The 16,076-nt window shown below is 37.1% G+C and carries 8 protein-coding genes; 4 read left to right on the forward strand and 4 right to left on the reverse strand.

Annotated elements, in window-relative coordinates:
* Positions 1–10 precede the first annotated feature (10 nt).
* Entirely contained in the window at positions 11–694 is a 684-nt protein-coding gene (locus ACTJJ9_RS11650) for an ABC transporter ATP-binding protein (RefSeq protein ID WP_095301212.1), read from the forward strand.
* A complete protein-coding gene (locus ACTJJ9_RS11655) occupies positions 691–3,285 on the forward strand; it encodes an FtsX-like permease family protein (protein ID WP_145580563.1) in 2,595 nt (864 codons plus the stop codon). The genes ACTJJ9_RS11650 and ACTJJ9_RS11655 overlap by 4 nt, the downstream gene beginning before the upstream one ends.
* A 75-nt stretch (positions 3,286–3,360) precedes the next feature.
* Here ACTJJ9_RS11655 and ACTJJ9_RS11660 read toward each other — a convergent pair whose 3' ends face one another.
* Together ACTJJ9_RS11660 and ACTJJ9_RS11665 are read right to left on the reverse strand one after the other, a co-directional pair.
* Positions 3,361–4,068 carry an ankyrin repeat domain-containing protein gene (locus ACTJJ9_RS11660; protein ID WP_145580564.1) on the reverse strand — a complete coding sequence of 236 codons (708 nt, stop codon included), beginning with the start codon at positions 4,066–4,068 and terminating at the stop codon, positions 3,361–3,363.
* A gap of 17 nt (positions 4,069–4,085) precedes the next feature.
* Positions 4,086–4,559, reverse strand: a complete 474-nt coding sequence (locus tag ACTJJ9_RS11665) for a nucleoside deaminase (protein ID WP_145580565.1) — start codon at positions 4,557–4,559, stop codon at positions 4,086–4,088.
* Positions 4,560–4,737: 178 nt separating this feature from the next.
* On the opposite strand from ACTJJ9_RS11665, the gene ACTJJ9_RS11670 reads away from it, so the two are divergent.
* Positions 4,738–5,631, forward strand: coding sequence for a LysR family transcriptional regulator (locus ACTJJ9_RS11670; RefSeq protein ID WP_145580566.1), 894 nt, complete (start codon positions 4,738–4,740; stop codon positions 5,629–5,631).
* Between the two features lie 66 nt (positions 5,632–5,697).
* Here ACTJJ9_RS11670 and ACTJJ9_RS11675 read toward each other — a convergent pair whose 3' ends face one another.
* Together ACTJJ9_RS11675 and ACTJJ9_RS11680 are read right to left on the reverse strand one after the other, a co-directional pair.
* Positions 5,698–12,972 carry a 5'-nucleotidase C-terminal domain-containing protein gene (locus tag ACTJJ9_RS11675; protein WP_440768668.1) on the reverse strand — a complete coding sequence of 2,425 codons (7,275 nt, stop codon included), beginning with the start codon at positions 12,970–12,972 and terminating at the stop codon, positions 5,698–5,700.
* Between the two features lie 1,038 nt (positions 12,973–14,010).
* The gene (locus tag ACTJJ9_RS11680) at positions 14,011–14,532 is read right to left on the reverse strand and encodes a cupin domain-containing protein (protein WP_095301220.1); all 522 of its coding nucleotides are present in this window, start codon (positions 14,530–14,532) and stop codon (positions 14,011–14,013) included.
* Between the two features lie 387 nt (positions 14,533–14,919).
* Between ACTJJ9_RS11680 and ACTJJ9_RS11685 the strand changes: the two genes are divergently transcribed.
* The gene (locus tag ACTJJ9_RS11685) at positions 14,920–15,525 is read left to right on the forward strand and encodes a DUF1349 domain-containing protein (RefSeq protein WP_145580568.1); all 606 of its coding nucleotides are present in this window, start codon (positions 14,920–14,922) and stop codon (positions 15,523–15,525) included.
* Positions 15,526–16,076: the final 551 nt, after the last annotated feature.

The raw sequence follows: 16,076 nt of genomic DNA on the forward strand, positions 1-16,076 counted from the left end.
GGTAATGAAAATGAATATATTACAAATAGAAAATCTGTCTAAAGTGTATGGCAAAGGAGAAACGGCTGTTAAGGCGTTAGATAATGTTTCATTCTCTGTAAAAAAAGGTGAATTCGTCGTTATCATCGGTCCATCCGGATCAGGTAAATCAACCTTGCTACATTTACTCGGTGGTGTTGATCGCCCTACTAGCGGCAAGGTGTTCATTGATAATACAGATTTATACAATCTAAACGAAACACAGCTTGCGATTTTTCGAAGAAGACAAATTGGCTTAATTTATCAGTTCTATAATCTTATCCCTATTTTAACGGTTGAAGAAAATATCACATTGCCTTTGCTCTTGGATGAACATGAGGTTGATAAGAAGCAATTTAACGAGATTGTTGAAAAGCTAGGTTTAACACATCGCCTCGGCCATTTACCGAATCAGCTATCAGGTGGTCAGCAGCAGCGTGTATCAATCGGACGAGCGTTGATAAGCAATCCCGCGATTATGCTTGCCGATGAGCCTACTGGTAATTTAGACAGTAAAAATAGCGAAGAGATTATGGAGCTATTAAAAATGTTTAACAAAACATTTAATCAAACACTTATCGTCATTACCCATGATGAGCGTATTGCACTGCAAGCCGATCGCGTCATTTCAATTGAAGATGGAAGAATCGCTAAGGACGAGGTGATTCGTTCATGAACATCGTCAATAAATTAACAGCTAGACATTTAAGAAAAAATAAGAGACGGACACTTATCACAATTATCGGTGTTATCATTTCCGTTGCCATGATTATGGCTGTTTCAACCTTAGGGGTTTCCTTTTTAGATTTAATGAAAAGACAAACAATAGCAGATACCGGTGAATGGCATGTTCAGTATAAAAATATTACGAAGGAACAGCTTGGCGCGATTGCGAAAGATGAATCAACAGACAAATTAGTCATTGCAAACGACCGTGGTTATTCACCTATACAAGGTTCAGAAAATCGAAACAAACCTTATATCTTTATAAAAGAATTCAACAAACAAGGCTATAAGCAGTTTCCGGTTGAATTAAGCAAGGGACGTCTTCCAAAGGCAGCAAATGAAGTCGTCATTTCAGAGGAATTGCTCAAAGACGCTAAACTTAATTACAATCTTGGTGATAAGCTAACGGTTGAAATTGGCCAAAGGATACTTGAAGGTGCAGAGGCCCCATTTGGACAAAATGATCCTTTGCAGCAGCTTGAGGACGGGACAAAGGAAACATTGCAAATTGAAGAAACGAACAGCTTTACAATTGTCGGGATTATGAAACGTCCTGTATGGGAGCAAACATGGTCGCCAGGTTATACTGTCATAAACTATATCGATTCTACTTTATTAACTGAAAAAGATCGTTTTGATGCGATTGTAGTGGTAGATAAAGTGAATGGCTCACTCTATAGTAAGGTCAACAAAATTAAAAAGGAAAACGACATTGACAAGGTTGTATATAATGAGGAATTATTGCGTTATTACGGTGTAACAGATAATGATAGTTTGAGATTGACATTATTTTCCCTCGCTGGAATTATTATGGTCGTTATTATCGTTGGCTCCGTTGCCTTAATTTATAACGCGTTTGCGATAAGCGTTTCTGAACGTGCGCGACATTTAGGAATGTTATCAAGTGTCGGTGCGACGAAAAAGCAAAAGCGCAACTCTGTCTTTTTTGAGGGATTTCTTATTGGCTTAATTAGTATCCCAATCGGTGTTATTGCTGGAGTTGGCGGAATAGCTGCTACGTTTTGGTTTATTAACAAATATCTACATGGTGCATTAGGAGAGAGTGGTGAGAAGCTAGCAGTCATTGTTACACCTCTATCTTTACTTATTGCTTGTCTCATCTCCATCCTAACAATCTTTATCTCTACGTATTTACCAGCACGAAAAGCATCAAAAATTTCAGCGATTGATGCGATTCGTCAAACACAAGATATTAAATTATCGGGAAAAACCGTTAAAACTTCAAAGCTCGTGCGTAAAATATTTGGAATCGAAGCTGAAATCGGGTTAAAAAACGTTAAGCGAAATAAAAAACGCTATAAAGTGACTGTATTCTCGCTCGTTATCAGCATTGTTCTTTATTTATCTGTTTCGTTTTTTACAAATAGCATCAGCAAGTCAGCAGAGCTATCACAGGATGGAGTTAATTTCGATATTTCAGTATCTAGTAACGACATGTCACCTCTTGATTTAGAACCGTTCACACATCTAAAGAATGTAACAGAAACTAGCATTCAAACGAGAATTCAGATTAATGCAGCAATTCCTGAAGATGCACTTCCCGATTTGTTAGTTGAGAAAATTAAAGAAGAAGACCTACAAATCGAAGACGGGAAATATGAGTATTATGTAAATTTGTATGGTCTAGATGATTCATCCTTCCGTACTTATGCAGAAACGGTCGGAACAGACTTGAAGAGTTTCACAGATTCAGAGCAACCAACAGCGATTATGGTGGATAAAACTTCTTATCAGGATTTTGACTCAGGTAAATTTATTGAAACAAAAGCAATTCTTCACGCAAAACCTGGTGATAAAATTGAGCTTGTATTAAAAAACTATGAAACGATGGAGCATGTCGCATTACCTGAACTAAAAATTGGTGCATTAACAGACGAGGTTCCAATGGGAGTAACACCCGCAGGTCTAGGAGGGTTAAATATCATCGTTCCGCAAAAAACGATGGATGAGCTAATTAATGGTAATGCAGAAGTAAAAGAGATGGTCGAGCACTATCTATACTTGAATAGCTCTGACCCGATCGCGACACAAAAAGAGATTGAAGATACCACCTCCTCAAATGTTTATGTATACAATGTCTTTAAACAAAAACAAAATGAACAGCAGCTTATTATGTTTTTATCTGTGTTTACGTTCGGCTTTATCGCGTTAATCTCTTTAATCTCAATCGCAAACATTTTCAATACAATTTCAACAAGTATTTCCTTACGAAAAAGAGAATTTGCGATGTTAAAATCAGTTGGTCTCACACCAAAAGGCTTCAATAAAATGATTTATTACGAAAGTATTTTTTATGGTGTTAAGGCTTTACTGTACGGGCTTCCGATAAGTGGAGTTGTCATGTTCCTTATGTATTGGTCATTACAAAATACGTTTGAATATGGCTTCATCCTCCCATGGATGAATATTCTATTCGTCATTGTAGCGATATTTATCATCGTTAGCTCTGCAATGCTTTATTCGATTCAAAAGATTAAAAAGGAAAATATTATTGATGGGTTAATTCAGGAGAATATTTAATAATGTAAACAAACCCCGATTCAAAACTGATTTGAATCGGGGTTTCTGTGTAATTTATAATCAGCAACAACCTATTTATTTCGCCCCTGCTTTTAACAAAATGGTTTCAATTTCTTTAAAGCCTTTCTCACGTGCATGCTGTAAAGGAGTCACCTTATCATTGTCGGGAATATTCACATCTGCCCCATGCTCGATTAACAATTGCACTGCTTCCTGCTGCCTTTTTCCTCCATCATTCAAAATAATCGCCTCTAATAAAGCTGTCCAACCTAGATTATTCACATGATTGACATCAATTTTTGTACGAGTGAGTAGCTCCTTGATGACGTCCACATATCCATGCTCAGAGGCAGGGATTAAAGCTGTTCCTCCATACCGATTCGTTATTGTTGGGTCTGCCCCTGCTTCAATTGTAAGCTTTAAAATTTCTATATATCCTTCTGCTCCAGCATACAGGAAGGGATTGTTTTTCATATCATCCTGAATATTTACATCTGCTCCTGCGTCGATAAGAACCTTTGCCGTTTTCACATCATTGTTATAAGTCGCAATCATCATCGCTGTCCGTCCTTGTGAGTCCTGTGCATTAATATTTGCTCCTTTTTCAAGGAGTTTATGTATCGAATCTGCCTCTCCATCCTCTGCAGCTTGAAGCAGTTGGTTATTTAATTCCTCTCCCACGTTTTCCTCCCCCTTCTCTTGTTTTTTCGGTTCGCTGCTTGTGTTAGAAATACACCCTTGAAGCAAAAGCATAACAACAAATGCCAGCATCCACTTCCACATAAATGATTCGCCTCTATTCAAATAATCTCTGCCTTATTCATTTCCTTCCAAAGAGCAAAAGGATTCTTTTCTCCATCATTCTTATCTAGCCTTATTAACTTTATATCTCGTTGTTCCTTTGGAAGAGCAATTTGCTCATATACGTATTTCGTTCCTAAGCCAATTTCCTCTTCCTCTTGTGCAGTATAGGAATAATAAACACCTTTAAGGTTCGCCCAGTAAATCGCACTTAAGCACATCGGGCACGGCTCCCCGCTTGCGAATAGTTCACAGTCAGAGAGGTCAGATGTACCAAGAGAGAGACTAGCCTGACGAATTGCTAGAAGTTCAGCATGTGCAGTTGGGTCGTGTGTTTCAAGAACATTGTTTACTCCCTTTGCAACAATCTCTCCATCCTTCACAATCACTGCACCAAATGGTTTCCCTTTTTTATTTTTCGCATTGTCATAAGCTAATTCAATTGCGAGTTTCATAAATTGTTCGAGACTCATTACATAACACTCCTTAAAAAAGTAATGATGAATAATTCTTCCTAAAAAAGCATCACTATACTGCTTTGAAAAATTTCATTTCACCTAAGATCATGGTATCTTAGAATCGAGTATATGAAAAATATTAAAAAAATTAGTTTTACTTAAGTTTTTCATATAGGGAGGGTGATCTTTACTGATGGATATTAGACAACTGCGATATTTCATAGCAATTGTAGAAGAAAGAAAAATTTCTGCTGCCGCTGAAAGACTTCATCTTTCCCAGCCACCGTTAAGCCAGCAGCTAAAAGCAATGGAGGATGAGCTTGGTACAAAATTAGTAGAAAGAAATGGGAAGTTTTTAGGAGTGACAGAAGCAGGAAAAGCCTTATATAAGTATGCACTGCAAATGACTCAGTTAATGGAAGAAGCGAAAATCGAAGTTAAGGAGGTCGGTAGTGGGGAAAGCGGAAAACTGACGCTAGGAATCAATACGTTTTCGGTAGCTGGATTACCAGGATTACTGCAGCAATTCCACAACAAGCATCCTAAAATTACTTATAAAATTCATCAAAATGAGTCATCCCAGCTTTGTCAATTAGTGAGAGACCGTATTGTTGAAATAGCAATTATCCGCTTACCACTCGAGTTAAATGATTTTTCCGTGATCCATCTTCAAACAGAACCTTTTTACTATATTACTGCACAAAAAAAACAACCCTATCATCAACAGATTACACTTGCTGACATTGAAAACCACCCGTTGATATTACCAAGCACAGAAGGACTTGGCGTTCACTATATGATTTTAGAGGCATTTTCGAAAGCACAGCTAAAGCCAAACATTATTGCCGAATGCTCTGATATTTCCCTATTATTAGATTTAGTAGCAAGTAATTTAGGAGGCGCAATTGTTCCCGAAACTGTCATAAACCAATACAAATGCAACAATATTCACGCATCAAAAATTACAGAAACAGAGCTATCTGCATCAACGGCTTTAATATCGCTGAAGAATCATTATTTATCAAAGGCTGCAGTGAACTTTACTAGTTTATTAACGGAGTACGTCTTTAGTAAAACTAGGAATTAGTGATTATTTAAATAACCAAGAAAAGGCGTGCATCAAATGAGCACGCCTTTCTTTCATTACTTCATATTAATTTGAAGCAGTCTTTCTTCGCTTTACGAAGTATAATACTCCCCCAGCTAGAACGAACACGATACCTGCAAGAATGATGTTAAAGTTGTTCGTTGCTGTGTTCGGAAGTACATGTTCAGCTTGAGATGGAGTTGAAGTTGAATTTGGTTCGCCGTCGAATACTGCATACGTACTGAAGTGATCAGTATATGCTGAGACTTCTCCATTTTTGTATTCCCCGCCGATTAGTTCCCATTTTCCTTCTGCTTCATTCCAATAGTAAACTTTTACATTGTTAGGGTTTTTCACTTGTTTCGGATTAACCTTGAATGTAAGTTTAACTTTCTCACTGAATTGATGATACGCCTTGCCGTCAGCTTCAATTGTAAAGTCGTATGCAACTAGAGAGCCTTTCGCTTCCATTTTCTCGATTTTAATATTTAGATTATCTGCTAATGGCAGAATAGAAGCAGGGATTTGTACATCGACATTTCCATTTGTTACAACAATTATTGCATTAGCATCTTTTAAAGCTTGAATTTGTTCTTTAGTAAGTGTTAAAGTTGCATTTATTTTATTGTCAACTTCAATTACAACTATACCTTCTTCTTCAAGATTTTTAAGTGCATCATCACTAATTGTGTACTTGTTGCCTTTCTTAGTTACAGGCACTTTAATTTCTTTTGCATTATTTGAATTTCCTGGGTTTTCATTTGGCTTATTTCCTGGTTTTTCTCCCGGTTTATTTCCTGGGTTTTCACCTGGCTTATTTCCTGGATTTTCTCCTGGTTTATTTCCTGGATTCTCTCCCGGTTTATTTCCTGGGTTTTCTCCTGGTTTATTTCCTGGGTTCTCGCCTGGTTTCTCGCCTGGATTTTCTCCTGGATTCTCACCTGGATTTTCTCCTGGATTCTCACCTGGATTTTCTCCCGGATTCTCGCCTGGGTTTTCTCCTGGATTTTCACCTGGGTTTTCTCCTGGATTTTCACCTGGGTTTTCTCCTGGATTTTCACCTGGGTTTTCTCCTGGTTGATCATTTACATCAACGATTCGGCCTTCTACTTCTGTTGGGATTTTTTCTAGGCTTACTAGATGATCTCTGAAGTTTTCCCAATCTGATAAACCTAAATCTGTTACACGTCCTTCTTCATATGCTTTCGCAAAGACGTCATACCCATCTCCACCTTTAGCTGTGAAGGCATTTGTTGCGATTGTATATGTTTCATTGTCTTCAACTTCTACATAGTTACCATTTTCATCTAAATATTTTACAGATACGACACGTTCTCCCGCTGGTTTTGTTGAATCAAATTCCACTTTACCGCCTGCTACATGTAAGAATCCACCATTTTCTTCTGGATATTTGCTGAAGCTAATTTCAAATGCTTCTTTTAACTCAGCACCAGTAACATCCATTGTTGCTAATGTATTACCAAATGGTAGAACAGTGATGACTTCGCCAACCGTGATTGGACCTGCATCAATTGCGGCACGGATTCCACCACCGTTTTGTAATGCCATAATGACATTTTTGCCAGTGAATGATTTTGCTTTTTCAAGCATTCCATCTGTAATTAAGTTTCCTAAGATTGTTTCATTTTTACGTACACTTGGGCTGTTATTGTCTCCATTTGTACGTGGATTTTCTAATGCGACTTCAGCTGTTACACCTATTTCTTGTTGGGCAACTTTGTCAATTTGTTCCTTGAATGGCGCTAAAATAGCTGCAGCTTCCTTGTCTGCTTCCTGGTCACCGATTGGAATTAATTGACCTTTGTGGGCTACAATGACACCATTTTCGTCAAATTCCGCATTTAGCACACCTAAGTTACTATTCGCATTACCTGTTTGCACGATTACTGTTGGTGTTTCATCTTCAGCTACTACCGTTGGTTCTGATAATGTTGTGTGACTATGACCACCAACGATAATATCGATGCCTTCTACTTCTTTTGCAAGGACTAAATCGTTATCGATTGTCGCATTATCATCATAACCGATATGTGTTAACGCAATAATTTTGTTAACACCTTGTGCCTCTAAATCTTTAACAGCTTTTTCTGCTTCTTCTAAATAGTTCTCAAATGCGATAGAACCTGGACTAGAAATCGCAACGGTTTCTTCTGTTGTTAATCCGAAGATACCGACCTTTTCACCATTTACTTCTTTAATGATTCCGTTATAAATTTGACCGTTCTTGGCATCAGCTGTAACTGAATCATTGAAAATTCCAGTGAATTTATCATCTTTTGAAAAATCAACGTTGGCACTTACAAACGGAAATTTTGCTCCTTGGATGAATTCAACTAATCCTTCATGTCCTGTTGCTGAAGAACCTAAATCGAATTCATGGTTACCGAATGTCATTGCATCAAAGCCCATTAAGTTCATTAATGCTAAGTCTGCTTGACCTTGGAATTCGTTAAAGTATAACGTTCCAGTAAATACATCTCCCGCATGTAAAAGAAGTGCATTTGGATCCTTCGCTCTTTCTTCTTTAACAGCAGTAACTGTCTTCGGCATGTTGTCTAAGGATGCATGTGTATCATTTGTGTGTAGAACTGTTAAATCAAAGTTGTCTATTTCATTGCTTGTATCGACAATTCGGCCTTCTACTTCTGTTGGGATCTTTTCTAAGCTTACTAGATGATCTCTGAAGTTTTCCCAATCTGATAAACCTAAATCTGTTACACGTCCTTCTTCATATGCTTTCGCAAAGACGTCATACCCAGCTCCACCTTTAGCTGTGAAGGCATTTGTTGCGATTGTATATGTTTCATTGTCTTCAACTTCTACATAGTTACCATTTTCATCTAAATATTTTACAGATACGACACGTTCTCCTGCCGGTTTTGTTGAATCAAATTCCACTTTTCCGCCAGCTACATGTAAAAATCCGCCATTTTCTGCTGGGTATTTACCGAAGCTAATTTCAAATGCTTCTTTTAACTCAGCACCAGTGACATCCATTGTTGCTAATGTATTACCAAATGGTAGAACTGTAATGACTTCACCAACCGTGATTGGACCTGCATCAATTGCGGCACGGATTCCACCACCGTTTTGTAATGCCATAATGACATTTTCGCCAGTGAATGATTTTGCTTTTTCAAGCATTCCATCTGTAATTAAGTTTCCTAAGATTGTTTCATTTTTACGTACGCTTGGCTGATTATTATCTCCATTTGTACGTGGATTTTCTAATGCGACTTCAGCTGTGACACCAATTTCTTGTTGGGCAACTTTGTCAATTTGGTCCTTGAATGGCGCTAAAATTTCGGCAGCTTCCTTGTCCGCCTCCTGGTCACCGATTGGAATTAATTGACCTTTGTGAGCTACAATGACACCATTCTCATCAAATTCCGCATTAAGTACACCTAAGTTACTATTCGCATTTCCTGTTTGCACGATAACTGTTGGTGTTTCATCTTCAGCTATTACCGTTGGTTCTGTTAAAGTTGTGTGACTATGGCCACCAACGATAATGTCGATGCCCTCTACTTCTTTTGCAAGGATAAGATCATTGTCGATTGCCGCATTATCATCATAACCGATATGTGTTAAAGCGATAATTTTGTTAACACCTTGTGCTTCTAAGTCTTTAACAGCTTTTTCCGCTTCTTCTAAATAGTTTTCAAACGCGATAGAACCTGGACTAGAAATCGCAACGGTTTCTTCTGTTGTTAATCCGAAGATACCGACCTTTTCACCATTTACTTCTTTAATAATTCCGTTATAAATTTGACCGTTCTTGGCATCAGCTGTAACTGAATCATTGAAAATTCCAGTGAATTTATCATCTTTTGAAAAATCAACGTTCGCACTTACAAATGGGAATTTTGCACCTTCGATGAATTCAACTAATCCCTCATGTCCTGTAGCTGAAGAACCTAAATCGAATTCATGATTACCGAATGTCATCGCATCAAAGCCCATTAAGTTCATTAAAGCTAAGTCTGCTTGACCATGGAATTCGTTAAAGTACAACGTTCCAGTGAATGCATCTCCTGCGTGTAAAAGAAGTGCGTTCGGATCCTTCGCTCTTTCTTCTTTAACAGCAGTAACTGTCTTCGGCATGTTGTCTAAGGATGCATGTGTATCATTTGTGTGTAGAACTGTTAAATCAAAGTTGTCTGTTTCTTTGTCCGTTAAATCAACTTGAATCAATAACGGATCATGATCAGAAGCTTGTCCCTGTGCTTCTGTATAGTTTGCATTAATATGAATCATATCTGCTACTGTGCTATCTGCGATGTTGTTCGAAACTAGAATATGATCAAGCACTTGGTTGTTGCCTTGGAAGAAATATGAGAAACGATCGTTTGCTGGAACTTTATCCACCATATTTGTTAATTCGTTTCCTTTAAGGATGTCCAATGTTTTTGTAAATTCAAAATCATTCATATCGCCAGCAAGGACAACGTTTAAATCAGGATTTTTTGCAAGTCCCTCATCGATAAAATCATTAATTGCTTGTGCTAATCCATGTCGTTCCGCTTCAGAATTTAATTTTGGAGGCTGGTTAGATCCCCATAATGATTGATCTCCACCTTTAGAGTTCAAGTGTGTTCCAATAACAACTACCCGCTCACCTTTGAACTCAAATTCAGCAGCAATCGGTTTACGTGTATTAGGGAATTTCGCTGGGTCAATCACACCTGGGTTAAGAGTTAAATTTCCCTCTTCACTCCATGCATTTGCTTGAGTACCAGTACCTTTTGTTCCGTCAACTAATGACACGCGTTCTGGATTATAGAGATATCCTACACGAATATTTCCACCAGGTGCTCCACCATTATCATTATTAACAGGAGCCACGTCTGTCCATTCGTAAGCAGGACCTCCAGCAGCTTTGATCGCTTCAATTAAGCGTTGATAGCTTTCTGAAGCATCTGTATTACCTGAATCTGTTTCTCCATCATTGTCTTGAACCTCAACTAACGTAATAACATCTGGAGATTTCATATTGTCTACAAATGTTTTCGCAATTCTCGCTACCTTCTCATCTGGTGTATTTGATTTATTGTTTGAGAAGTTTTCGATATTGTATGATGCAACAGTTAATTTATCCTCAGCTGGTTCAATATGAGTTACTTCAGGCTGAATTGTAGACTCGATTACTTTTGGTAATGTCTCTTTGTTTGTTAAGAGCTGATAGCCTGTGCTTGAGTAAGAAATAACCCCTTCAACATCACCATCAAACGTATCACCTGATTTGAAGTTACTGCCTACATTGTCTAAAAATATTTTTTCCGGGTTATAATCATCTGCTGCAATATTTAGACCGCCTTGATTATTTAGCTCATTGTTTGTCGTGCTCTCAACAATGATTGGAACATCATTTGAGTAAGGAGGGCCAACTACTTTCGCATTCGGGAATGAAACTCGCATAAATTCTACAGATTCCCAGAAATCAATCCCATCTTCAGCAGGATCAAATGATTTCATCTCATCATTATCAATGATTTTGTTAGGAGGCATGATGTCTTTTCCAACGACAAGTGGCGCTGGTAACTCAGCCGTTCCCGTCTTTGTTATTAAACTTGCGTTAATTTGAGTTTTAGAAAGGTTTGCACCGCCACCATACTCTTCTACAGTTCCGTCAACTGATACTTTATCACCGACAGAAACTCCATAAGATGATTTGTACACTTGAATCGCTTCTGATGTTGTATTGTCATCGTCGGCATTTTCATCTTGAATGATAAAAGATGATCCGTTAATAACATATGTTACAACACCCGTAATACCCTTTACCGAAGAACCGTCATATTTTGAAACATGTCCTTTTCCTTGAATATCACGAATTTTCACGCCTTCAGTATTTAAAATCGTATAAGTGAAGCTAAATACTTCGCTTACTTCCTCACCATTAACAGCAATCGCTTTAATCGTTGTGTCTCCAGTATTTAAGGCAATTGGTTCCACATATTTTGTACTTTCTGTAGTTGGTTCTGTTCCATCTGTCGTGTAATAAATCACAGCACCTTCAATACCAGATTTCAGTTCAATTTTTGTGCCCGCTGGTACAGTGCCTTGTGGTTGTTCTACATATACTGCTGGTTTGTTGACTAAATCATAGCTTTCAAGACCAAATGTCTTTAAATGATATCCATCATTATCAATCGAGCCGATTCCTGTTAAATGAACTTTGTCGCCTTCTTTATAGTATTTAATCAGTTCATTATAGTCAGAACCTGTGCGATTATCATGAATAACACGTACCTGTTCACCTGATTCTGTCTTTGCTTGGAAAATCGCAGTTCCATAGCTATCGCTTTCAAGGTTAGTAATTGTTATATTTTCTAGTTTTAGTAATTCCCCTTGAGTTGCTTCGTTAACAGCTGTTGGCGCGATAACTTGAGCTTCTGGAAGACTGTTACCAGAGGAAATAATCTCCATACTCGTTGGTTGAATTTCTAATTCGTTTTTATAAGTTAATAACTTACCAGTAATTTTTACTTTATCCCCAGGTTGTACATCTTTCGGGCTACTATAAACGAACATTCCCGCTGTTTCATCCTGCATATAGAAAGTATCATAACCCCAAAGTCCATTCCTTGTTGTAGCGATACCTTCAATTGTTACGATATTACCTGCTCCTGCTTCACGAGCTTCTGCAACTGTCATTGCTTCTGCTGGTGCTTCAGGCTCTGTCGGTTCTGTCGGTTCCTCTTCAGAAGGTTCACCGAATGTGTGCGTTCCTAAATTTGAAAAGTTATCTTTCCCTAAATTCGTCCATTCCTTAGTAGGATCAAAAGCATCATCAATCGTTGTATCTCCTGTTAGAATATTACTATTTCTAACTAGAGAAACATCTGCAAGGGAATTTTCCACTGATCCAACTTGTCCAATTGAATCCACAACCGTTCCATTTTTCTTAAGAACGATTTGATCGTTACCGTTGAAATTAATGACATTTTTGCTTTCATCAATATAATCAGCAACAGCAACAATAGCGGAACTCGCATCTGAACGCGAGATAACGTATGTATCACCAGCAGCAATCTTACCCACTAATGGTAATACCTTATCCGTTGTCGTTGTTCCGGTTGTGGCACTTCCACTATTATTATAATGTTCAAGAGTATATTCACTTAAATCGATTTCTGCGCTCGTTCCATTGTATAACTCAATGGCTTTGTTAAAACTAGAACCTTCAACATATTCTGAGATAATTAAATCCGCACTAGTTTCAGCCTTTGCATGTGAATTAGCAAATGGTGAAACTAAGCTTAAAAGTAGGACAAGTACCATGACAATACTTGCACTCTTCTTATGTCTTCGTTTCATGTTTCTCCTCCTTTTAGATTGGTTCTGTTTTTTTCTCTTGCTACTTGAAAAACGTTTCAGCCTTTCAAGACCGAAATTACTGTCTAAAGTGCTCCCTCTATATAACTAAACCTCTTTTCAGTATGATAATAGTCATTTAATAGGAAAGGGGTATGCACTTAAGAACTCTTGTAATTTCAGTACAGGGAACTTTCTAGGGGAATTTGCTGTTGGAACGGTTTATTATGTTACCTTAAAATTCAAGGAGTTATCGATGTGTTTCGTGCTGATGATTCCAATTAAAACGCATAATTTTAATACGACATCTCTTAATCAGCAAGTTCGTGCATTTACTTGATCCACTTCTATTTTTTAGTAATGATTGTTTTTAAAAATACCATAAGTAGACCTAAAGATGAAATTTCATTGAATTGTAGCTTCATTTAACACTTGTTTAGACAGCTATAACCATAAGGGACTGAACTGAACGTTAGCTCTTAATCCAGATTACAATTCAATCTTTGTAATGCACTGTTTGAAAGCATGCCACTTGGTGTATTCTTCAACATTCGGACATTTACAACAAATACTAATTCGTCTCTAAAACAAAAATACGTCCATCCATCAATCTGTGTTTAAAAGCTAATTCACTTCATGTAAGGATATACAGATAAACCGTTCCAAATTGTTTATTTCTTGCTATTTTCCCGCTTGAAATACACAACAAACTTTTCCCCTCTATCATTTTATCGTTTTACTATTAACCTAGTATTAATTCATTGTAAAAAAATGACGAAATTTCGAAAAATTTGATAGTGATGTTTGCTGGAATATTTGTAGGGAATGTTAATATGGTTAGTTATTATGGGGATAGATTATGTAAAGGGTAAATCCTATAACTACTAATTCGAAGACGTGAATCATGTAATAGTTGACCATCCCTAACACCAAATACTCAACAAAAATTTACAGAAAACAGCATGATTTAAGTGGGAAAGATTGGTGTTAAAGATGGCTAAAAGAGAAATTGTCAGTCTGTAGAAAAATTCATCTTACCTCTTACTCAGGAAGCACTTCATAGGCCAACTTCATAATTACATCCTTATGCTCGGGATAAGCTGATAAAAGCTCAGCTTGTGTGAACAGTTCAAAGTCTTGAAACTCAAAGCCAGGTGAGACCATGCATCCTACTAAGGAAAATGTATCGTTATCCATAACAGAAGAGCCAAAGATCGAGTTTTTCGGAACTAATGCTTGTGGTACCTCTCCGTTATCAAAATCTAATCCAAGCTTAATTTCTTCATATTCTCCATTTTCATGAATGATATGAATTGTTAATGGACTTCCGGCATGGTAATACCATAATTCATCTGATTTCAAACGGTGAAAATGTGATATGTTATTAGAAGTTAAGAGAAAGTAAATGCTCGTATAAAGCTTCCGCACCCCATCAAAGCTTACCGATAACTCCTTGTCCGTCGTCTGCTCCCCTGATTTAAATGTTTCTTTATAATATCCACCCTCAGGATGTGCTTCAAGTCCAAGTTTGGATATATAATAGTGTGCATTACGTTGTTCCATAATATAAATTCCTCCTAATTACTAGCATCTAATCAATTAATATATTGTTATTTTTAGTTTGATAACCTATTAAAAACTTATAAATAATAAGTAGTCCTTCCCCTAATTATAAGGAGAACACTATAGAAAAGAATAACATAGTTCTTGGTGCCAGTCACATCAAGAGTCAAAGGAACAGATCTCCTGCCTAACTATCATAATCTATAAAAAAGGAAATAAGAGCCGTCCTTCTTTTACAAAAATGTCTTGTACAAAAATACTGCAAGTTATAATATGAGGAATAAGGTTTCACCCTTTTTATTGAACTTTAGGAAATATCTAGCAAAATTACTGTTACTTGTAGATTAGCTTGTCAATTCAAATCAGAATGAGAAAGGGAAAGATAAAATGAATAAAGACTCATTTGATCGTTTTAAGTGGATTAATGAAAGTAAGGCAGAATTTAGTCAAGATACATTGATTATAGAAGCGCCTGCCAAAAGTGATTTTTTTTGTAATAATGGTGTTGTTTCAGATTCAGGCGTGTTGCCACAAAATCTATTGAATGCTCCGTTTTATTATACTGAAGCAAGCGGAGATTTTGTAATGCGCGTTCAAGTCTCTCATGAATTTAAGGATATGTATGATGCGGCATGTATTATGGTAATGCAAGATGACAACATTTGGGCAAAAGCTTGCTTCGAAAAAACAGATTTTGATACACATGCAGTCGTTAGTGTTGTCACAAATCATACATCAGACGACGCAAATGGTTGTAACATTGAGGGTGAAACAGTATGGCTGCAAGTAGCAAGGGTAGGGAATGCTTTCTCTTTCCATTATTCATTAGATGGAATTAAATTTGATATGATGCGTTTTTTCAGTTTGCCAGTTGAAAAGACAATCAAGGTTGGTTTAGTCGCTCAGGCACCGATTGGAAATGGTGGAGTCCGAATGTTTAAAAACTTTACATTAGTAAAGAAATCAATTAAGAACATTCGTGCTGGCGAATAAATCTAAGATTCTATGAAATAGTTTTATTTTTTTAGTCTCAATCCATAGGCACAAAATTTGTAGGCAAGTTTCGGGATTCTGTCATATGGATTCCAGGTCAGACTTTAAATGTGCTTATTGTAAGTGATTCCCTAATATAACCCTTTATTGAGCTTTATCGCAGTCTATCGATAGAATATACCCTTACCTTTTAATTCACCTAAGAATATTGCACCGTTAATAGTTATCCACAGATAAATTCCTAATCCAGTCAAAACCATCCATGATAACAGGTCGTCTGCTCTATCGCGATACTTACAATTCCATGTTGTTTATGTTAAATATGAGTGTCTTTTGACATTAAAATTCCTCCATATGCTGATGTTTTGGGTGGCGAACCAAAACTATTTTAGCACCATGGGGGAGTTTTTATCCTCATGAGCATTCAAATTCTTGTGAAACGTACTACCTAGAATCCTTTAACTCTTCTAAAAATCTTAACTTACCTATATAAAATTTCAACTCTCAATAATAAGTTTCAATAAACTTCCTTCTTTAAAATACCTTAAAAA

Source organism: Metabacillus sp. 22489, from assembly GCF_052044855.1.
Lineage (GTDB): Bacteria > Bacillota > Bacilli > Bacillales > Bacillaceae > Metabacillus > Metabacillus niabensis.

Bases quoted from the DNA above. Each gene is read 5' to 3' on its own strand.
- ACTJJ9_RS11665 (WP_145580565.1), bottom strand. From the start codon at position 4,559: ATGAGTCTCGAACAATTTATGAAACTCGCAATTGAATTAGCTTATGAC.
- ACTJJ9_RS11660 (WP_145580564.1), bottom strand. From the start codon at position 4,068: ATGTGGAAGTGGATGCTGGCATTTGTTGTTATGCTTTTGCTTCAAGGG.
- ACTJJ9_RS11650 (WP_095301212.1), top strand. From the start codon at position 11: ATGAATATATTACAAATAGAAAATCTGTCTAAAGTGTATGGCAAAGGA.
- ACTJJ9_RS11675 (WP_440768668.1), bottom strand. From the start codon at position 12,972: ATGAAACGAAGACATAAGAAGAGTGCAAGTATTGTCATGGTACTTGTC.
- ACTJJ9_RS11685 (WP_145580568.1), top strand. From the start codon at position 14,920: ATGAATAAAGACTCATTTGATCGTTTTAAGTGGATTAATGAAAGTAAG.
- ACTJJ9_RS11670 (WP_145580566.1), top strand. From the start codon at position 4,738: ATGGATATTAGACAACTGCGATATTTCATAGCAATTGTAGAAGAAAGA.
- ACTJJ9_RS11680 (WP_095301220.1), bottom strand. From the start codon at position 14,532: ATGGAACAACGTAATGCACACTATTATATATCCAAACTTGGACTTGAA.
- ACTJJ9_RS11655 (WP_145580563.1), top strand. From the start codon at position 691: ATGAACATCGTCAATAAATTAACAGCTAGACATTTAAGAAAAAATAAG.